The organism is Clostridium sp. JNZ X4-2 (assembly GCF_054889485.1).
The window spans coordinates 585,257-605,739 of the sequence record NZ_CM142685.1 but is presented as its reverse complement, the minus strand read 5'-3'; the positions used below and the strand labels follow the sequence as shown (position 1 = coordinate 605,739).

Annotated in this window: 16 protein-coding genes and 1 pseudogene; 7 read left to right on the top strand and 10 right to left on the bottom strand. The window is 34.5% G+C overall.

Annotated elements, in window-relative coordinates; all coding sequences use genetic code 11:
* Window positions 1-184: 184 nt before the first annotated feature.
* On the bottom strand, window positions 185-1,420 hold the full coding sequence (locus ACYUJ6_RS02945; protein ID WP_461844387.1) for an EAL and HDOD domain-containing protein: 1,236 nt from the start codon (window positions 1,418-1,420) through the stop codon (window positions 185-187).
* Between the two features lie 377 nt (window positions 1,421-1,797).
* On the opposite strand from ACYUJ6_RS02945, the gene ACYUJ6_RS02940 reads away from it, so the two are divergent.
* The gene (locus ACYUJ6_RS02940; protein ID WP_461844386.1) at window positions 1,798-2,418 is read left to right on the top strand and encodes a hypothetical protein; all 621 of its coding nucleotides are present in this window, start codon (window positions 1,798-1,800) and stop codon (window positions 2,416-2,418) included.
* A gap of 815 nt (window positions 2,419-3,233) precedes the next feature.
* Here the strand turns inward: ACYUJ6_RS02940 and ACYUJ6_RS02935 are convergent.
* Window positions 3,234-4,199: a hypothetical protein gene (locus ACYUJ6_RS02935; RefSeq protein ID WP_461844385.1), complete on the bottom strand. Its 966-nt coding sequence runs from the start codon at window positions 4,197-4,199 to the stop codon at window positions 3,234-3,236.
* Complete coding sequence (locus tag ACYUJ6_RS02930; protein WP_461844384.1) at window positions 4,196-6,253, bottom strand: DEAD/DEAH box helicase; 2,058 nt, start codon at window positions 6,251-6,253, stop codon at window positions 4,196-4,198. The genes ACYUJ6_RS02935 and ACYUJ6_RS02930 overlap by 4 nt, the downstream gene beginning before the upstream one ends.
* A gap of 323 nt (window positions 6,254-6,576) precedes the next feature.
* On the opposite strand from ACYUJ6_RS02930, the gene ACYUJ6_RS02925 reads away from it, so the two are divergent.
* Together ACYUJ6_RS02925 and ACYUJ6_RS02920 are read left to right on the top strand one after the other, a co-directional pair.
* A complete protein-coding gene (locus tag ACYUJ6_RS02925; protein WP_461844383.1) occupies window positions 6,577-6,711 on the top strand; it encodes a CPC_1213 family protein in 135 nt (44 codons plus the stop codon).
* 122 nt (window positions 6,712-6,833) lie between these two features.
* Window positions 6,834-6,992, top strand: a complete 159-nt coding sequence (locus ACYUJ6_RS02920; RefSeq protein ID WP_461844382.1) for a hypothetical protein — start codon at window positions 6,834-6,836, stop codon at window positions 6,990-6,992.
* Between the two features lie 227 nt (window positions 6,993-7,219).
* Here the strand turns inward: ACYUJ6_RS02920 and ACYUJ6_RS02915 are convergent, their stop codons facing one another.
* Together ACYUJ6_RS02915 and ACYUJ6_RS02910 are read right to left on the bottom strand one after the other, a co-directional pair.
* Window positions 7,220-7,915 (bottom strand): DUF554 domain-containing protein, encoded by a 696-nt coding sequence (locus tag ACYUJ6_RS02915; RefSeq protein WP_461844381.1) that lies wholly within the window; start codon window positions 7,913-7,915, stop codon window positions 7,220-7,222.
* Window positions 7,916-8,296: 381 nt separating this feature from the next.
* On the bottom strand, window positions 8,297-9,238 hold the full coding sequence (locus tag ACYUJ6_RS02910; RefSeq protein WP_461844380.1) for an AEC family transporter: 942 nt from the start codon (window positions 9,236-9,238) through the stop codon (window positions 8,297-8,299).
* A gap of 298 nt (window positions 9,239-9,536) precedes the next feature.
* Here ACYUJ6_RS02910 and ACYUJ6_RS02905 point away from each other — a divergent pair, with 298 nt between their 5' ends.
* From ACYUJ6_RS02905 to ACYUJ6_RS02895, 3 genes are all read left to right on the top strand, one after another.
* The gene (locus tag ACYUJ6_RS02905) at window positions 9,537-10,313 is read left to right on the top strand and encodes a DUF166 domain-containing protein (protein WP_461844379.1); all 777 of its coding nucleotides are present in this window, start codon (window positions 9,537-9,539) and stop codon (window positions 10,311-10,313) included.
* A gap of 192 nt (window positions 10,314-10,505) precedes the next feature.
* Window positions 10,506-12,719 carry a nitrogenase component 1 gene (locus ACYUJ6_RS02900; protein ID WP_461844378.1) on the top strand — a complete coding sequence of 738 codons (2,214 nt, stop codon included), beginning with the start codon at window positions 10,506-10,508 and terminating at the stop codon, window positions 12,717-12,719.
* Window positions 12,682-13,977, top strand: a complete 1,296-nt coding sequence (locus tag ACYUJ6_RS02895) for a nitrogenase component 1 (RefSeq protein ID WP_461844377.1) — start codon at window positions 12,682-12,684, stop codon at window positions 13,975-13,977. Before ACYUJ6_RS02900 ends, ACYUJ6_RS02895 begins: the two co-directional genes overlap by 38 nt.
* Before the next feature lie 51 nt (window positions 13,978-14,028).
* Here ACYUJ6_RS02895 and ACYUJ6_RS02890 read toward each other — a convergent pair whose 3' ends face one another.
* From ACYUJ6_RS02890 to ACYUJ6_RS02875, 4 genes are all read right to left on the bottom strand, one after another.
* A complete protein-coding gene (locus ACYUJ6_RS02890) occupies window positions 14,029-16,209 on the bottom strand; it encodes a glycosyltransferase family 2 protein (protein ID WP_461844376.1) in 2,181 nt (726 codons plus the stop codon).
* 348 nt (window positions 16,210-16,557) lie between these two features.
* Complete coding sequence (locus ACYUJ6_RS02885; protein ID WP_461844375.1) at window positions 16,558-16,686, bottom strand: hypothetical protein; 129 nt, start codon at window positions 16,684-16,686, stop codon at window positions 16,558-16,560.
* Between the two features lie 479 nt (window positions 16,687-17,165).
* Window positions 17,166-18,041: an aldo/keto reductase gene (locus ACYUJ6_RS02880; RefSeq protein WP_461845420.1), complete on the bottom strand. Its 876-nt coding sequence runs from the start codon at window positions 18,039-18,041 to the stop codon at window positions 17,166-17,168.
* A gap of 110 nt (window positions 18,042-18,151) precedes the next feature.
* The gene (locus tag ACYUJ6_RS02875) at window positions 18,152-19,228 is read right to left on the bottom strand and encodes an Rpn family recombination-promoting nuclease/putative transposase (RefSeq protein ID WP_461844374.1); all 1,077 of its coding nucleotides are present in this window, start codon (window positions 19,226-19,228) and stop codon (window positions 18,152-18,154) included.
* Between the two features lie 236 nt (window positions 19,229-19,464).
* On the opposite strand from ACYUJ6_RS02875, the gene ACYUJ6_RS02870 reads away from it, so the two are divergent.
* Window positions 19,465-19,953 carry a DUF1643 domain-containing protein gene (locus ACYUJ6_RS02870; RefSeq protein WP_461844373.1) on the top strand — a complete coding sequence of 163 codons (489 nt, stop codon included), beginning with the start codon at window positions 19,465-19,467 and terminating at the stop codon, window positions 19,951-19,953.
* Between the two features lie 147 nt (window positions 19,954-20,100).
* Here ACYUJ6_RS02870 and ACYUJ6_RS02865 read toward each other — a convergent pair.
* Window positions 20,101-20,445: pseudogene (locus ACYUJ6_RS02865) on the bottom strand (putative toxin-antitoxin system toxin component, PIN family); the annotation flags it as partial.
* Window positions 20,446-20,483: the final 38 nt, after the last annotated feature.

Genomic DNA, 20,483 nt, shown 5'->3' with positions numbered 1-20,483 from the left:
ATTATCCATAGTATTTCTGTGAAAATCCAAATCACTTTATTAAGATACAAATGCCAGTGCATCAGATAAAGGTGAAACTCATTGCCTTTCCATGGCAGCTGTACCTGTTATCTTAATAACTACAATAACAACAGGTGTAACTGCTTTCGTCTTTCCAATGCAGCTGTACCTATTATCTCCAAAATTACCTCAAGTTACAGCTGCTCATTATATCATCCAGCCATCTAACAGCTTCAATATAACAGCTTGCCAGATCCTGTCCATCAAGATTGATATAGGATGCTAAATATACACTTTTCCTCCATTTTCCCTTTTGATATGAAATAACTATATCAAGTATTTTACTATAATAATTTTCTTTTTTACCTTCTAATGCACATTTTACATCTTCAGGAATCATCAGTTCATCTAATATTTCAGATAGTGGTTTTTGTAAAATAACATCCATAAGAGACATAACACCTGTGAGATATGCATTAAATGAATGTTTATACAATTTGGTTTTCTTAGTCAGAAGCTCTGAAAATTCTGCTCTCAACAGAGATTCCATCATAATTATTCGCGGTTTATCACTACATATCGGTTTCATACATATAAAATATAACCACTTCTTTATTTCTTTCTCTCCCAATAAGACCACAGCCTGTTTAATTGATTCAATTTTATTTTTAAAAGAATACTTTGCTGAATTTATTAATTTTAGTATCTCATATGATAGTGAAATATCCTTTTTTATTAAACTTTCAATATTATCCATGGAAAACTCCCTTGAATTTAACTCTTTTATAAGATTTATATAGACAACCTTATTTCCCGGTATCTTTTGTCCCTTTATTATCTGGGGTTTACTAAAATAATATCCCTGAAAATAAGAGTATCCTAAAGATACGGCTTCATTAAATTCTTCCAGGGTTTCAACTTTTTCAGCTAGAAATTTTAAATTGGGATTTATATTTTTTACCACATTTATTATATGCTTTCTCTCGCTCCCTTTAGTGATAAAAAAATCCACCTTTATAATGTCTGCAAGTCTGATGAGTTCAGTATATGAATCATCAAATACAAAGTCATCCAGTGCAAGTATAAATCTATTTTTCTTTAAAACTCTGCATGAATTAATAACCTCTTTTGTCGGCTTGATATTTTCTAAAATTTCTATTACAACATTTTCTGGTGAAACAACAGAATATAAATCTGACTTTAAAATATTGTTTGTAAAATTTATGAAAGCTCTTTTATTTCCAACAATTTTATTCATTCCAATATTGATTAAAATATTCTGCATAACCTTGATAGTGGCCTCATCTCCATCATTCAACTCGTATTTATTATCCATATTATTATCTCTAAACAGAATTTCATACCCCAAAATTTCTCCTAATTTGTCAAGAATGGGCTGCCTTGCTAAAAAAACATTCATTTTAATTACCCCCAATTTTAAAAATAACTAATAGTTCAAACTAAAAATCATCATTTTTGTCTTGCAGGAGATCATCTATGGCCTTTTCTATCAACATTTCCCAAATAAAATTCCCTGTACATTATTAAATTCTACATATTTTTGATATTACCTGTTTATTCGTTTCAATTCAATCTATTATCATTAGTTTCAAACTATGGTTGATATAATAAATATAACCCTTTCCCCAAAAACAGATGCTTTGCCCTTCTGCTCATTATTATAAAATACCATTGGTTCAACTATTAGTAAAAGAAACAAGTCACAGTTACTCTTTTCGAATAATTATCACATAAATCGGCAAACTATAAATAAATCTATTTCGGGAGGAAAATAAAATGTTAAAAAGAAATATTAAAGTAATAACAGCCCTTTTAACTGTTTTGACGTCATTAAATATTAGCAGCTTCATGACAGTTCATGCTTCATCAGCTGAAGACATCTCTGTAGTAAGTCAAGCCCCATTGGGAAAAAACAACAATAATAAACATCATGATTATAAATCCCGTCTTGATAATCTAGTAAAGGATGGAGTCATAACTCAAAAGCAGGAAAATGCTGCACTGGATTTAATAAAATCCGATGACTTTCGTGAATTTATGAAAAAAAATCACAAGTGTTCAAAAAATAAATTGAATAGGCTGGTTGAAAATGGAACTATAACCAAAGAACAGGAATCTTCCATAAGGAAAGTATTTTCTTCTTCTAGAAGTCAGGGAAAAAATTTTAGAAGTTCTCTTGATAATGGCTTGGATGATCTGGTAAATAAGGGTACCATAAATAAACAGCAAAAGGCTTCCGTACAAAATCTGCTGATTTCCTGCAGAAAAGAGCACATTGATAACCTGACTGTATTTTTCAAACATAAGTTTGATACTCTTGTAAGTAATGGAACAATAACACAAAAGCAAGAAGAAGCTATAATCAAAAGTTTAACAACTTTTAAGCATACCTCATAAAACAGGTTCCCCGGAGTGCAGAAAATAATTTTCTGCACCCGTATCTTTTGAATAGCTGCTGCCGGAACTTACTTTCAGACAACAATTTCCTTCAATAAAAAAATTAAGACCACCAATTAGCTTTATTTAAAACACTAATTGATGGTCAAGTAACTCCCAACTCATCCGCACAATTTGATTCTATCTGAATATCTATCACCTTTTTCTAATTATTCTCCATAGTATTTCCGTATCATGGAATCTTATTATTTTAACACATCGCCGTACCATAAAATTTTACTATTTTATATGGCCTACTCATACAATTTCAAAGATATATCATATACAGTTATAACTCTAACTTTCTACAACCATCTCCTTCAACTATATTCCTGTTTTAGCAACGTCAACATCAATCATTATCTTTAAATATACTCAATCAAATACCTGATACTCAACATCATATATTTTTCAAGCCGCTGATTTTGTCAACTGCTGTTTCTCCTTATGAACACTTTTCAAAGGCCGCATGTTCACCCATATTTTTTAGATATTTTCCTACAGCAATTTCCGATAACAAATTACACTAAAGATAATCTTCCACTGCCATAAGTTTACACTATAGAATGCCTTTTAACTATTCAAATCCTTAAAACTAACTTTTTCGGCATTCCTATGAGTTAGGAGTACTGGAAGAAGTTTTACCTTCCTCTCATTTTTATTTTATAGTAAACGTTTATATATGTCAACTTTTTTTTGAAACTGTTATCTAGAAATCAATTCCAGGCAATAGCTATGTAATGGGGTCTGACCCCCATACATTTTTTGTCAGTGGGTCAGTTCCTGATTAGCTTCTGCCAGGTTTCAGTTAATTTATTAAAATAACATTCCCCGTATTGATCCTCCGATCTGTTCCTATGAACTAAATTATACTTAAAATATATAACCGGTACTGCATAAACTACAGCATTTTGAAAAACAACCTCCAATTTCACATTATATCTGTCTTTAATTTCATTAATCTGTCTATTTTTTTCAGTATCATATAAATTTATTTTATGCTTATAATCATTTATTTTTTCCTGACTTAAATTTTTCCTTTTCATCCTCTTTTCAGCTTCTATCTTCAATGATTCATAGTATTCATTAATTCTCTTTACTTCCTTATTCTTAATTGGCATATTACTGAAATCATTCATTTTAGAACCGCCGATAATCTTTATCTGTTCTACTGCTTTTTTAAAGCCTTCTAAAAAATCTACATCACAATTTACAGGATAATCATATTGTGGTTTTGTATCATAAAATACATTGTTCAAGCTTTCAGAAAAACTATCTGAAACACATAGATTACTCATATCAATTACTGCATCTTCAAAATCTTCTATTATATTGTCAAAAATATAATTCACTTTAAAATCATACTTTGTAAAATAATTTATAACTTTACTTTGTTCAATAATTTCTATACTGTATCTGTCTTCATTCAAAAAATCTTTTATCTTTTTCTCAGGTTCTGTTACATTTAAGTTATCAGCCAAAACATACCTTATACCTGTACTGAAACATTCAAAGCTTAAACTTATAATTTTATCCAGAATAAAACTCCCAAATGTAACAAATTGATAATCCGGGTTTTCAAGATAAACTTCATAATCAAAACATAATTTCAATTCAGTTCTTCCAAATATACCCTCATATTCATCAGGTATGACAACATATATAAGGGAATATTCAACTTCTTCCACAACAGCTCCTAATGTATTAAAAAACTTTATGACAAATACCTGTAAATTTGTCATTTATCTTCCCCCGCTTTAAATAAATTCCCAAATATTTTTTCATCCACATCTTTCACCTTTGTATATTGATTTTTTTTGTCCAATAGTTTATCCCCCAATTCACTTATCCTGCTTTCAAGTTCATCCTTGTCCCGTGAATTAGCCCATATGTCCATTATTGCATCATCAAATCCATTATCATCTTCATTTAAATCACCTAATATCATATCAACTTCACCAACTACAAGTTCGAACATATTTATCTTTTTATCCAATATATACAATATATAAGATTCTATAGTATCCTTAGCCACAAGATTAAAGATATGTACATCTCTTTTTTGTCCTACTCTATGTATTCTTCCTATTCTCTGCTCTATGGCCATAGGATTCCAGGGCAGATCATAATTTATTATGGCATTGCAGAACTGAAGATTTCTTCCTTCTCCTCCTGCTTCGGTACTTAAAAGAATCCGGGCTTCTTTCCTGAAATATTCAATTTGATTTTCTTTTTCTTTTCTTGTCATTCCTCCATAAAATATGGCAGTCTTATATCCCTTTTGTTTTAATAATTTTTCCAGGAATTTAATTGTGGTCTTATATTTTGTAAATACTATAATTTTATCATTGAAACCATTGATTATATCAATAAGCTTTTTACCCTTGGTATTTTCCTCGTACTTCATTGTTTCAATTTTTTCTGCAATATCAATAAAGTTTTCCACGCACTTTCTGTTTTCCATAGAAATATTTTCATTTTTCAATAATCTCTCCAGAGTTGGAATAACACAGTACACACTGCTTCCCAGCTCTTCCTGAATTATTTTGAGAGTAAACCTGGACATACCTTTTTCGCCCTGATTGTAATTATCACGTACGAATTCACTTATTAAATTATAGAATTTCTTTTCCACTGCAGACAGATTGACTTCTATGGTGTCGGCATATCTTTTAGTGAATTTTATGTCCACGTCACTTCTCTTATTTCTCACCATTACATCGGACACCAATGTCCTCAATTTTTCGATATTTTTTGGTTCCATCAATTCTCCTGATTTGACAAAGTTCTTTTTAAAATCCGAATATGTACTCAATTGACCAGGTTTCAGTAAAGTTATCAAATTATATAATTCCTCAAGATTATTTTGAATAGGAGTTGCCGTTAAAAGCAGTATGGAGTTTTTATCCAGCTTATTTACAAAATTCCATGCCACAGTTTTTCTGTTCTTCAGGTGATGTGCCTCATCTACGATTACCATATCGTAATGTATCTTTAGAATACATTGACTATTTTGCTTCCTCTTTGCCAGATTTATAGAAGAAATAACTTTGGGGTAATATACCCATGCCTTATCTCCCATTTTTTTAAATTCAGGATCATCACTGGTTATAAAGTCCTGATTGAATTTTCTTTTCAATTCATTGCTCCACTGATCTACAAGGGACGGCGGAACAAGTATCAATATTTTTCTTGCAAATCCCCTTATGACATATTCCATCATGACAGTACAGGCTTCTATAGTTTTTCCCAGTCCCACTTCATCACAGAGAAGTGCCCTTCCTCTGAATTTTTTGAGTACCTCTTTAACCGTCCTTACTTGATAATCAAACAAATTCATATCTCTTATAACGTTTTGTGATAAGATACTATCAAAATCAGGAATAACCGCAAAGTCTTTTGCAAGTTCATAAATCTGGCTCCATTTTTCATCATCAAAATTAAATTTTGATAACCGGACCATCTTTTCATATGCTCCGGAGGAATTTTTAATAAAACCAAATATTTCATCCTTCTTATTAATTTCCCTTAAATTTTTCAGTATCAGTTCATTTTCCCTTTCATCATATGAGACAATTGCTTTTTTATCTTTTATATTTTTAAAAAATGTTTTGATGCCCCTGCCTGTTATTATATTTTGACTTCTATCAATTTTAAAAGATTTCAGATTGCCGTCATCAATTTTTACATTGATTTCATCTCTATTTCCAGGTATTAACTGTGTCAAAGTCTTATCCATTTCCACCGCACCCAGATCAATAAGCTCCTTATTAACTTCACATATAAATTCTTTCATTGCAGTATATCCTCTCCAATTCCACAACCCTATTTATTTTCTGCATATATTATATTTACCTCATTCTATCAAAATAAATTGTAATAATCCACACTGTGGATAAAAAATTTTATCTTTTTTGAAAAACTATAAATTGTACTGCCCTAAGTATACACTGAAATTACTAAAACCGATAAACCAAAACATCATTTATTTTCAGCATTGGATGCCTAACTTAGAAAATATAAGAATAAGCTCATAATTACATGAAATTGGTTTCCATTTATACTTCAGCATAAAAACAGAACCTGAGGAAAAGCTATGTTAGGAAAGGAGATATGTTTATGCATAATAAAACAAACCACAACAACAATAAAAAAGAAGATAGCAAATTTAAAAAGAAGCATATAAATCATGACCCTCAAGCTGAAAGCTCAAGAGCAAAATTCGGTTCTGCATCGGAAGAACATCTGGATTAGCTTCTAAATAGCTGTATTTTATAGCTGTATTTTGCAATAGGATCTGTATAAAACAATTATAAGCTTATACCATAATTTTAGTCCATAAAAAGTTAATTAAAATTATAAGGGGAGGAACAAGTGTGGAATGGCATAAAAATAAAGGATTACATGAAAAGGCCATGGAAAAGGCCAAGGATCTGCTGGATAAAGGCATAGGCATGGGAGAGATAAAAGAAATTACAGGACTTCAAGAACATGATATCATTAAAGCCAGAAATAAAATGGAAGGTAAAATGTAGTGAGACCAACTGCAGAAAATCAAAATTAAGTCAATATTTGTAAGTCAATATTTGTATGATAAGTATACACTTCAGCTGTTAAAAAGTATCTGGTTTTTGCACATTCCAAAACCAGATACTTTGTTTCTTCCATTTTTTGTAACGGGGTCTGACCCCCATACATTTTTTGTCAGGGGGTCAGACCCCTGCAGATCCCTCAAGGTATCAGGTTCCCTTCAGCACAGAGTTTATTTCATCAGTGTTGCTATCCAGCATAAAACCGGAGTCACAATAATTGCAGGTAAATAATTTGCCACCTTAATTTTAGCAACACCAATTATATTTAATCCAAGTGCTATAATCATCAGAGAGCCTGTACAAGTAATTTCTGCAATAGCTGAATCAGTTAGAACCGGCTGCAAAAACTGTGCCAGAAAAACAATGGCACCCTGAAATAAGAAAACAAAAGAGGCAGAAAATAATACACCTACACCAAGGCTTACAGAAAGTACTACAGAAGATATCAAATCAAGTACGGATTTTGTAAAAAGCATTGTATTATCCCCGGTAAGGCCTGCGTTCAATGAGCCCACAATAGTCATTGCACCTATACAAAATAAAAGGCTGGCTGTAACAAAGCCTTCGGCAACTGAAACAGCATTGTCAGAAGATTTTTTGAAATGTTTCTCAATATACTCCCCCAGGACATTTATTCTCCTGTCAATATCAATCCATGTTCCTATGACAGTACCTATGACAATGGAAATTATAAGTATCAGGGTATTTTTGCCCTTTAATGTTCCCGATATTCCAATATAAATAGTACATAAGCCTATTCCGATCATAACCTGATCAATAATTTTATCAGGGATTCCCTTTTTAAACAACAATCCTATAGTGCTGCCTGCTATAACAGCCATGGTATTAACAATTACGCCTATCATTTTGTATCCTCCTGTTGTATCCTCCTGGATATCACATTATATATTTTATAAAAATACTCCTTATAAATCCCGCATCTCAATTAAAAAACTCTCTCACTAATTCAACTTCTCTGGTTATTACTTAAAGAGGAATTTTTCCCGGTTCTGTTCTTTTACTTGCATTATCCAAGATATCATCAAGTTTAAACTTTGTCATCGTCTTAATTCTATCAAAATAAATTATAATAATCCACACTGTGGATAAAAATATCTTGTTCATACATTTTTTTGTCAGGGGGCCTGACCTCCTGACACCGGAGTAATAATTTCCATTTTTTGTATTGGGGTCAGACCCCCTGACATTTTTTGTATCGGGGTCAGACCCCCTGACATTTTTTGTAATTATTTTACCAGTGCAATAAAAATAGGCAGCAGAATAAAGGACGCAAGGGTTGTCCATAAAATACACTTTGAAACAATCCCCGGAGAGGCATGGAATTTTTCCGCTAATATGACGGAATTAACCGCCACCGGCATGGATGCTAAAATGAAGAGAACTGAATAAAGCATTCCTCTTATATTCAGTATGTATAAACAAAAACATGCTATAACCGGCGACAGAACCATCCTTGATACCATACCGGACCAGAATGCTGCCCGGGCTCCCTGCTTCAGATCAGAATTTTTCACTCCTGCCATTTGAGCCCCCAATATAGCCAGAACTATGGGAGAATATGCCTGACTGATCATACTGATGCCCTTCCCAATACCACCGGGTAAATCAAGATTAAGAGCACGCAGTAAAACAGCCAATACTGCTGCATAAATAGCTGGAAGCGAGAATACTGATTTTACTGCATCTTTTACAGAAAAACTGGAGCGTGCTGCAAAATAAACGCCAATTGTATTTACAATAATCATTTGAGTAACTACGTAAATAGATGCCTTATCCAATCCCAGCTTTCCAAAAGCAAGCAAAACAAGCGGCAGACCATAATTCATACTGTTTGTCATGGTTGATACAAGGGTAAGCCCTGCAATATTGGGAGAGGATAATTTTAGTACCTTACCTAATATATTGGCTGCAGCCCACATGAGTGCAAGATTAACAATGCTAAATGAAAGAGTCTTATAAACATCTCCCCAGGAAACCTGTGCAGTGATTAGAGCCTGAAAAATCATTCCCGGAGTTAAATAATATAAGACCAATGTTACTAAATGCTTTGTATCTAGATTTTTAAAACGTACAAGAAGTACTCCTGCAATTACAGGTATGGACAATGGAACAATAACTTGAATTAGTGTTGATAAAACTGTGTGAATCATGCTGTTAAATCCTTTCAATTAATTTTCCCCATTTGTAACAGCTTTATTTTACAACGAATAATATACTTTTTTCAACTTTCTGCACAAACTTTATGGGATGGTGAAGCTGTCCTTTCACTAATCAACTAGAAATTGATGCCAGATAACAGCTTCCTTCACCTTTTCCCCCAGGACTTTCAAGCTCATATAAACTGCTCTCAATCAAGCAGCCAGAATCTTGTTTTCAAATACCTCTCATGCTGGAATTCAGCCCATACTGTTTCTTATAAAATTATTGTATAATAAAGTAAATATATTTAAAAAGGAGGTACTTTTCATGAAAATTCAAATTATCTGCTCCCGGGGCAGTGAAAAATTTTCCCAAAGAGGATCCTGTATAAAGACAGACGGTATATTTGCAAATAAAAAATTCATACCAAATCTAAAATACGTCATGGACAATCACCTGGAACCTGAAATCAAAAACAGCAGCAGTATAGAAATTTTTCATCTTCCAAATGAATACCCGCTGTTTTTAGATGATCCATTAAATTATCTTCCTCCAAAATTTGAAACCCACCAACTGACCATTGCCATCGGAATACATGAAGATATTCTCATGGAACTTCCGCGACTCATAAGCCAGAGCAAAAGCAGAGCCCTCATTGTTCCTCTTGAAAACAAAAACTGGCTTACAAAATGGGTAAAACAGAAGGTCATACAGGAGTGTGAAAAATACAAAATCCAGTATTCTTTTCCCAAACCTTTTTGTGCGCTGGGCAAAGGTGAATTCAGCATAATAAATAAATTTATAGATGAATTCAAAATAGGAAAACCCAGATTGAGGCTTTTTGCAGATAAACAGGGAAGCATATTGAAAACAGAAGTGTTAAACACAACTCCCTGTGGCAATTTATACAATATACCCAAATATCTGAAAGGGAAAAAACTGGGGCAGGAGGCCGGTGACAGTGCTGCAAAATACTGGCATGGCTTTTCATGTCTGGGAGACACACATATAGATCCTGAACTGGGGGACACCATAATCCACTTTGCCGGACACATACACCGCAGCATGATAGAAAAATCAGAAACAACTGTAATTTCCACATAAGTATCCCTGAAATATACCTGTACCATACAGATATTATACTGCATTCTCCCGGCATGCATCTGCTCTGGAACAGGTCTCATGCAGTATTTACAATTCCGCTGCATATATGATAGATTATTATTAGCAATATGAATATACAATATATTTTCACTTTGGGCACTTTTATTAAAAATTACAAAGAGGTGACATGCAATGAAACAAATTGCAATATATGGAAAGGGTGGAATCGGGAAATCCACAATTGCTGCAAATTTATCCGCCTGCATTGCTCTTTCAGGTAAAAGGATACTTCAAATCGGCTGTGATCCAAAACATGATTCAACCAGACTTCTTATGCACGGGAAGAAGATCACAACGGCACTTGATTACATAAGAAGCACAAATCCAATCAATTATAAAATAGATGATATATTATTTAATGGTTTCTGCAATATAGGATGCGTTGAGGCAGGAGGCCCCACCCCAGGCGTAGGATGTGCAGGAAGAGGTATTATTACAACTTTTGAGCTTCTTGACAGTTTCAAAATTAAAAATGATTATGATATGATACTTTATGATGTACTGGGTGATGTGGTATGCGGCGGATTTGCAGTGCCAATCCGAAGAGAATATGCAGACACCATATTTCTTGTGACATCCGGAGAATATATGTCATTATATGCAGCAAACAATATACTGCGGGGCGTATTAAACTACGACAATAAGGAAAGACGAATAGCAGGAATCATATATAACCAGAGAAATATTTATGATGAAGACACCAGGATAAAGAGATTTGCGGAAGCTGTAGATCTGCCCATATGTGCCAGAATTCCGAGAAGCGATGAGTTTGCCCTATCTGAAAAGTCCAACATGACACTGGCGGAAAAATTTAAAGACTCCCACATCACACATATATTCAATCATCTGGCACAAAAAATCATAGCCGGATGCACACTTTATGAATCAAAACCCCTGTCCGATGAAATGCTGGAGCACGTTGTGCTGAATACAGAAAAAACCTGTTCCCCAGATACCCATGTTTCCATTTCCTCCATTATTACACCTTCAGGTGATAAAAGCTTTAAAAGGGAGGATTCAACAGATGTAACCAACCCGAACCGTTATTTATCAAAAAGCATTATATGCAGCGAACCTCTCCACGGATGTGCTTTCAACGGTGCCGTAACTATGAGCATACACATAAAAGATGCAGTGGTTCTTGCCCATTCTCCAAAAAGCTGCGCATATATATCATACCAGACCATCAGCTCTCCGGGAAGACGGGGACTATTTGAAAGGGGTTCCCTGCTGCCTGTTTCCATTTCTCCTAATTTGGAATGCACCAATATGAAGGAGGCGGAAATGATCTTCGGAGGCACCGAAGTCCTCGCCAATAAAATCAAGGAAATAAAGCAAAAAAAACCAAAGGCAGTCATTATAATAAGTTCATGTCCCGCCGGCATAATAGGTGATGATATAAGCAGTGTGGAATATCTTCAGGAAGATGATATGCCCATTATCACAATTAAAGCCGACGGCAATATAGCAGGTGATTATCTTCAGGGCATGCTGATGTGCTATACAACCCTGGCGGAAAGAATTATAAAAAAAGATGCTGCTGTTGTCCCCTATACAGTTAATATTGTGTTTGAAAAAGTTGTTGCCAAAAACACAAACAGTAATTTTAAAGTGATTGAAAACTTTTTATCTGATATGGGCATAAGTGTAAACTGCCGCTTCCTGTGCCAAACTACATATGACAGGCTTGAAAATTTTCTGTCGGCATCCCTCAATATTCTTGCTTACAATGACTATACCGGAAAAATCCTTAAAAATTTTTTTATCAGTAAATATAACTGCAAATTTCTAAATGAACCCTTCCCTGTGGGCTTTGAAGAAACAAAAAAATGGCTGAAAAGCATAGGCGAATTTTTTGGGAAAAAGGATGAAGCTGTTAAAATTATAAACTGTAATGAAAAGCTGTATATTCGGGAAATAGAAAAACTAAAGCCCATACTGGCAGGGAAAAAACTGCTGATTATTACCTACAATCACAGCCTTGACTGGATATTAAAAACCGTTCTTGACATAGGAATTGAAATTGTAAAGATTGGTATACTCAATTTTTCTCAGGATTCAGGCTTCAGGAGCAATCTAGGAATAAATTTTAATGTAGAGGAAAATTATAACAGAGAAAACAGGGAACCCGATATAAAAAAATACCGTCCGGATATTGTACTTTCAAATTATGAATTTTCATCTGAATACGGAACTTATATATCAGATACTATTCCCATGTGTCCGGATGCAGGTTTTTATTCAGGCTTGAATTTAGCAGCACGCTGGGCTAAATTGATAAAATTAGATTTAAGGGGGGAGTGGAAAAATGATGAACAATTATTTAAGAAATATTACACCAGATAGTTTTTCAGGCCTTATTTTTGCTGTGGAAGGAATTGACCGCACAGTGGTTCTCATAAACGGTCCCACAGGATGTAAATTTTACCACAGCGCCATATCCGACAGCCAGAGCATACACCAGCTTGAATTCGACCCTTTAAGCTACCCTGAAAAGTGGTATTTCGGCCAGCCCAGGGTCCCCTGCACCTATCTGGACAGCAGGGATTATGTCTATGGCAGCAGGGAAAAGCTGGGAGAGGCTCTTGAATTCCTGCGTGACAACATATCCTTTGATCTGCTTGCGGTGATAAATTCTCCCGGAGCGTCTCTTATAGGTGATGATCTGAAAGAAATAGTCAGCCAAACTATTAAAAACAAAAGATATATTACAGTTGAAACTCCCGGATTTTCGGACAACATATGCATGGGTTTCGAAACGGCAGCTATGGAAATATTCAAACAGCTCTGTTTTCCGAAAAGCAAAGTAAAAACTGAAAAGGTTAATATTTTGGGTCTCTCCATATTTCACAAAAATTACAGAGGGGACATAGCAGAAATAAAGAGGCTGTTTAAAATGTGCCATATTGAAATCAATTGCTTTTTATGCTCGGAATGCAGTCTTGAAAGCCTTGAGAATGTTCCTGGGGCAAGTCTCAATATCGTGATGAACCCTGAATACGGATATAATACGGCCAAACTCCTGGAAAAGATGTATGGGACTCCATTTTACATATGTGATGGACCGCCCATAGGATTTAAGGCAACAGAAAAATTCATCCGGGACATATGCAGAATAATGAGAAAAGATCCTTCCCCATTTATGATAGAAAGCGAAAAATCCAGAGCTGATGCCTATGTGAATGTATCCAGGGTGAATTCCCTCACCGGTCTTCCTAAAGGTGTGAATTTTGCAGTTGAAGGAACATTTTCAGAAATATATTCCTATACTTCATTTATTGTAAAATATTTCGGAATGATACTGGAAAGCGCATCAGTACTGAATGAACAGAGCAGTCTTTTCAAAAAAAAGACAAAGGAGCTGCTGAAAAGCTTCAACCTTGAAAATACCTTGGGGTCAGATATATTAGATACGAAAAGCGAACTGGTATTTGCCAATGGAAATACAATTGCAATGCTTAAACTGAAGGGTCATATCTTCAGCGGAATTGAAATATCTCTTCCCTCCATGGGATATGTGGATGTTATACCCAAAACCCACCTGGGACTGAAGGGAGCTCTCATGATTACAGAACAGATAATAAACGGACTCATGTTCAAATAAAAACCAAATGTAAAAAAATGTAAGGAGGTCTGACCCCCTTACATTTTTTTGTCAGTCTCTCTGATTGTTTTTTAATTGTTCCTTTAGATCTGTAATTTCTTTATACATTTTTATTATTGTAATCTGGGTGTCATTTAATTTTGCAATATCTTTTAAAATTACATCTGCCGGCAGGTTTGCATAGTATCCGGTTTTAATGTCATTCTGATTTTCTGTGATAACTTCATTTTCAATTGGTTTTGCAGCAATATAATTCGCTTCAGGTGCTTCTTTAATGCTCACCCCGGGAAAAGCAGCAGTGACAACATTACTTTTGAATATATCATCATCCATGGGTTCTAATTTATTATCATCTTTACCTTCCAGCTTGTTGTAGGCAAAACTCTGCTTTTCAACACTGTAATATCCATTTTCATTGTGAAATTCATATTTTACGATATTAAGATATTGCTCCCTAGATAAGTTGATAAACCTGCATCCAAAATTATTTTCCCGGCACCTTAATATCCTGCAGAATGCATCACCTTCACCTATTTTTATTTTTATGATATCGCCTACATCAAGATGGCCTAATTTATTGCTGTTGATACTGATTCCTATTCCCGAATCACTTATATCATTTATCCTACAATTAAGCGCTGTTGAGTCTGAAAGAATCAAACTACTTTTACAATCCACTATTCTCCTTTCCGAGCTTCTATATCTGGGCTTCTCCAGGGACAGCAGCATTGTCATTACTATTCCAATAAGGTTGTAGCCCGCCCATATTATGTTGATGGTTATGGATTCCTTTAGTTCTATTGAATTGACGGCAAAATTTTTATTTAAGCTTATTCCAAATCCCAGTATGGTCATTATAAACAATACCAACTGAGGCACCAGCAAACCCCAGCTCACAAAGATATTTCTCTTTATGTGGCCTTTTAACGTCACATTAAACTTCAATTCCCTTGCAAATATAAGTTCCGATAAAGAAGCCAACGCCAAAAATGGAGATGTGGCACATTCATATATATGATTGAGAATTAAAGATCTATATTGGGATGAATGTGATTTAAACATCAAAATATAAGATACGTATGAAGGTACAAAAAACTGCAGCAGCTGCATTGTACTGGCTTTTATTATAAGAGTGCCAAATATAAGATATATTATAGGGCACAAAATGTAGATCATTTTTGATACACCTGAATACCAATACAAAATTCCACTAAAATACAGCAGTCTCTGGATAAAGGTCAGTCCCTTCATAGTCAGTGGATTCCACTTTTTTGACACCTGTATATTTCCCCTGCACCATCTCTTGCGCTGCTTTGCAAAATCCTTGTAATATTCAGCAGATAATCCCACTGCCAGTATTTCATTGACAAATACCGATTTATATCCTCTGGCCTGCAGCAGCATTCCCGTTGCCATATCTTCAGTTATACTGCCAGTAGGTATGCCGCCAATATCATCTATAGCCTTTCTGCTAAATAATGCATTCGTTCCCACATGAAACAGTGCATTGTACCTTGCCCTGCCGGCCTGTACTTCTCTCATAAAAAAATCCTGTTCATTTGGAATTTTATCATCCAGATTCAAATTGTATTGAAAGGGATCCGGATTATAAAAAACCTGCGGTGACTGGATAAACCCTACATTGTTTTCTTTAAAATAGCCTACCATTTTTTTTAAATAATTGGGCTTTGGGATCATGTCCGCATCAAGTACGGAAAATAATTCTCCCCTGCAATAATTGGATAAAGCATTATTTATATTACCCGCTTTTGCGAAATCATTATTTTCTCTTGTTACATAGTGTATTTTAAAGAACCCTGCCAGCTTTTCGATTTCATCTCTATGCCCATCATCACATATATAAATATTCAACAGATTATCCGGGTATTCAATATTCAGACATCCTGCAATGGTTTTCCTTAAAACATATGTAGGTTCATTGTAGGTCATTATAAGCACATCAATGGTTGGAAGTCTATTTAAATCCTCCATTTTCATTTCTTTGGGCTTGTAGGGTTTATAAAATAATATGCTGTATATGGTGGATTGAAAAAAACCCAATAATTCTGATAATATAAGTGCAACACCAAGAACCATTCCTATTTTGCTGGTTGTAGGTATAGTATATTTTATCCTCCATATTATGTAAATCAAATTAAGTACAATAACCGTCATGGCAAAAAAAAACTTCACCCTGGCATATTTTTTTACTATTATATATAGGATAAGCATCCATAATATTTCCATAAGAAATATTATAATTTTATGGTCTATCAATACATAGAATATATGATTATAAAACAAATTATAAAGTAAATATTCAGAATTATGCAAAAATATATGTGCATAATTGATGCAGAAGTAAATAAAAGCAGTGGAAAAACCAGCGATAACTATCAGGGTCGCATTATTAACCAACTTTGATTTCTGCATATCACCCACTCATCCTCTCCCCATATAATATCATATGTAACATTTGACAGAAAATAATGTTCATCCCTGGCTGCATTACATCCTAACTGCCCTAAAGGAATAATTCCAATAATTCAATGGGAAAAACCCATTATAGAATTTAATATTTCACATCATCACTGCCATCCAGCATAAAACAGGAGCTGCAATAATTGCAGACAGACAATCTTCCATCTTAATTCCATCAACACCAACCATATTTAATCCAACTGCTATAATCATCAAAAGCTTGTACAAGTGATTTCTCCAACATCCAACTCAGTCAAACCTTACTGTAAAAAAGCCTTCAGCAGCTGAAAAACCATTGTCATTCCCCCGGGGAATTTATTCTTTTGTCAATATCAATTCAAACCTTTTCATTAAATTTTCCATCCATATATATTATAAAAATATTTCCATGGAAAAACAAGACATAATACGAAAAAAATACCTAAATGCAGTATCCCGACCCCATCAGTTCTATATACAATGCCTTAATATACTGCAATAGCTGCCTCGTATATGAAATTCCAAATTATCAGTTCTCAAGCCATAAACTATAATTTTGAAGCAGCCCTTATTTATATTACTAATATAAAATGCCATGAAATTTTTCCAGCGATATATTTATCTTTATAAAAAATCAAGACCATCAGCCAGCTTTATTTCTAAATAAAGACTGACTGATGGTGCCGTCCTTAACGGAACATGTGTGAGGACAGTTCCCACCGCCTCCGTTATAATATCTCAAGTCTTACTTTTTTATCCGGCTTTGGAAATACCCCGTCAAGTTTATCCACATCCTCCTCTGACAGAATAACGGATGCAGCTTGTGCATTTTCTATAACATGCTCTTTACTGGAAGCCTTGGGAATTGCAATTACATCATTTTCTCTTATAACCCATGCCAGAAGCACCTGAAGGGGTTTTGCATTATATTTCACTGCTATTTCATTTAGAATTTCATCTTCCAGCAGCTCTTTTCTCAGCCTTCCGCCTTTGGCTATTGGACAATAGGCCATAACTGGAATATTACGCTTTCTCTGCCAGGGCAGCAGATCAAATTCAATACCCCGTGAACCCAGATGGTAGAGCACCTGATTGACCATACAGTTTTCACTGCCCCTGCAGGACATAAGTTCTTCTATATCGGCTGTGTCAAGATTGGATACCCCCCATCTCAAAATCTTCCCCTGCTTTTTAAGCTTTTCCATGCAGTCTATAGTTTCCTGAAAAGGTACACTTCCTCTCCAGTGAAGAAGATAAAGATCCATATGATCCGTGCCAAGCCTTTTCAAACTGTTCTCACAGGCAGTAAATATATTTTTCAACCCTGCATTGTGGGGATATACTTTTGAAACCAGAAATATACTGTCTCTAATTCCCCTTACTGCCTCACCCACCAGAAGCTCAGAGGCACCGTCACCATACATTTCCGCAGTATCTACAAGGGTCATGCCCAGTTCTATTCCAAGTCTCAGAGTTTTGATCTCACCTTCTCTTGCTGAAGGATTTTCACCAAGATACCAGGTTCCCTGGCCCAGTGCAGGAACAAATGTACCATCAGGCAGTTTCACTCTTCGCTTTTCACCTGCACTCCTGATTTTCTCCATATCACTTTTACTTATAAAATCCAAAATATCACTTCTTTCTTACTTATAACTTCAGACCCGGTGGACATACATGGTTTCCATTTTTTTGTATAAGAGTCAGTCCCCATACATTAATTCAATTTTCTTTGTCTCAACTTTTCTTTAAACTCCTCAATGGAATTACTCTTAACTGCATCCTCAAATACAGAGTTCAAAGTATTTTCATCCTCTATCCCTTCTATTTTACTCATATAGGAAGTATCAGAAAACTTAATACCCAATAATTTTTTCAGTCCCTGAAGTAATCCATCTTTTCTGCCTTCTTTTCTGCCTTCTTTTCTGCCTTCTTTTCTGCCCTCTTCCAAACCTGTTTTTCTACCTTCTTCCAAACCTGTTTCTCTGCCCTCTCTTATAATATTGTCTATAGTCTTACCTAAATTAGATACCATAGAATCCACCTCCCCTTGACTGGATTTTTCCAATATTTGTTCTACCTTTATTTTAGATTCTCTGTCCAACCTGGGTTTCATTATACCCTTCAGCCAGATTTTAAGTATGTCAAATTGCTCAGGGGTTATCTTTTTAAGAACATATGCCGTCAGTCTGAGCCTCTTCATCAAATCCTCTTTACTTATTTCCTTGTCCAGCAGAAATACAGTAGATACCATGTTAGCCATACTCTCAAGCTGGCTTTCATCATATCTGTAAATATCAAACAATATATATCTGAAATCTATTATATTTTCACCAAACAACTCACTGCCGCTTAATACATCCCTAAAATTTCTGTAAGCAGTCCATTTATTTTTACCATTGTAAAGTACCATGGGAACAACTGCAGGCAGTCTGAAATCCTTTCTGCGCCTGTCATCTTTTGAAGTATTCTTCAGTATCTCTCTCCATATCTCCACTATATAAAACAACAGCCTCATGGGCATCCTGTAATCCACTCTGGATTGGAATTCAAGAAGGATGTAAAATATCACTTCCTGCCCTTCTATATTTACCTTGTATACAATATCCGATTCTTCCTCACTGAAATCTTCAAGTATATAAGATTTATCTACAAGCATTAGATCTTCACTTTTTATCAAGTTAACCCAATCCTTTTTGACAAATCCCCTCAACAACTCCAGAAATGTTTCCTTGTGGGAAAATATATACTTGTAGCCTACGTCGTGTTCATGATGAACTCTATCCTCCGGCATATCATCTTCCTCCTAATAATATATTACTGTATTATTAGTATTTACCAGAACATAAGTTCCTATACATTGAAGCACATATTCATTATCTTCATTTTATCAAAATAAATTATAATAATCCACACTGTGGATAAAAATATTTTGTTCATTATTTTGAGAGTGTGATTTACAGCAGGATTATTCAACATTACTAAAGAATATGTATTTATAAAGAAATTTTTAGAGGGAGATGTTGTCACATGAAGAAATATGCTTTTATAGATCTTACGGGTAAATACAGATACACCCTATCCCGGGTATGGAATGAAAATTTAGGCAGAGTGGTTTTTATATTGTTGAATCCAAGCACAGCGGATGCTTTTCAAGATGACAGCACTGTAAGAAAGTGCATCTCTTTTGCAAAGCACTGGAACTTTGGCTCATTAGAAATAGTAAATCTCTTTGCATACAGATCCACTGATACAAAATACTTGAAAAGTATTTCTGACCCTGTAGGCAGGGAAAATGACCTTTATATTTTAAAAGCTGTAGAAAATGCGGATAAAATAATTGCCGCCTGGGGAAATGGGAGTGATTTCTGCAATAGAGCTTCTAAGGTTTTATCACTTTTAAAAGACTATAAATTATATTGCCTTGAAATCAACAAAACAGGCACTCCAAAACATCCATTATTTTTATCACTGAATACGGAACTTAAAGGATATAAACAAAACCTCATAATTGCATAAAATGGAGCAGGGTCACTGCCCCGTTCTATATTTATGACATACACATAAGCACTGCTCTGTCAGGCATAATTAATTTCCATTTCTTTGTATTTAAATCAGTCCCCCCAAAATTACAGAGTGGGATTTGCCACCATCTCCAAAAACATTTTACAAATCATACATCTGAATTAAGAATTCTTTCAATGTATAAATCTTAATCCACTTATATGGATTTAATACAAGCAGATCCTCATCACCTGTAATAATATATTCAGCATTTCCGTATACTGCTTCCTCTAATATCATATTATCTTTTTTATCCCTGCAATCATTAATTTTATCATATATTGCCGGGACAATAATTTTCAAAGATAATAAGCTTATAAGCTCTTTAATCTCCCATGTAAGAATATATTTAGTAAATTTAGGTCTTCTCAATACCTCATCTATTTCTCTGAGCTGTTCTTCACTTATAATCAAGTCATACTCATCATTAAAAATTTCTTTAACTAAAAATTTTGCATTCTTACTTCCTCAAAATGCACTTACAA

Coding starts and splice junctions, on each gene's coding strand:
- ACYUJ6_RS02945 (WP_461844387.1), bottom strand. CDS start 1,420: ATGAATGTTTTTTTAGCAAGGCAGCCCATTCTTGACAAATTAGGAGAA.
- ACYUJ6_RS02940 (WP_461844386.1), top strand. CDS start 1,798: ATGTTAAAAAGAAATATTAAAGTAATAACAGCCCTTTTAACTGTTTTG.
- ACYUJ6_RS02935 (WP_461844385.1), bottom strand. CDS start 4,199: ATGACAAATTTACAGGTATTTGTCATAAAGTTTTTTAATACATTAGGA.
- ACYUJ6_RS02930 (WP_461844384.1), bottom strand. CDS start 6,253: ATGAAAGAATTTATATGTGAAGTTAATAAGGAGCTTATTGATCTGGGT.
- ACYUJ6_RS02925 (WP_461844383.1), top strand. CDS start 6,577: ATGCATAATAAAACAAACCACAACAACAATAAAAAAGAAGATAGCAAA.
- ACYUJ6_RS02915 (WP_461844381.1), bottom strand. CDS start 7,915: ATGATAGGCGTAATTGTTAATACCATGGCTGTTATAGCAGGCAGCACT.
- ACYUJ6_RS02905 (WP_461844379.1), top strand. CDS start 9,537: ATGAAAATTCAAATTATCTGCTCCCGGGGCAGTGAAAAATTTTCCCAA.
- ACYUJ6_RS02900 (WP_461844378.1), top strand. CDS start 10,506: ATGAAACAAATTGCAATATATGGAAAGGGTGGAATCGGGAAATCCACA.
- ACYUJ6_RS02895 (WP_461844377.1), top strand. CDS start 12,682: ATGATGAACAATTATTTAAGAAATATTACACCAGATAGTTTTTCAGGC.
- ACYUJ6_RS02890 (WP_461844376.1), bottom strand. CDS start 16,209: ATGCTTATCCTATATATAATAGTAAAAAAATATGCCAGGGTGAAGTTT.
- ACYUJ6_RS02880 (WP_461845420.1), bottom strand. CDS start 18,041: ATGGAGAAAATCAGGAGTGCAGGTGAAAAGCGAAGAGTGAAACTGCCT.
- ACYUJ6_RS02875 (WP_461844374.1), bottom strand. CDS start 19,228: ATGCCGGAGGATAGAGTTCATCATGAACACGACGTAGGCTACAAGTAT.
- ACYUJ6_RS02870 (WP_461844373.1), top strand. CDS start 19,465: ATGAAGAAATATGCTTTTATAGATCTTACGGGTAAATACAGATACACC.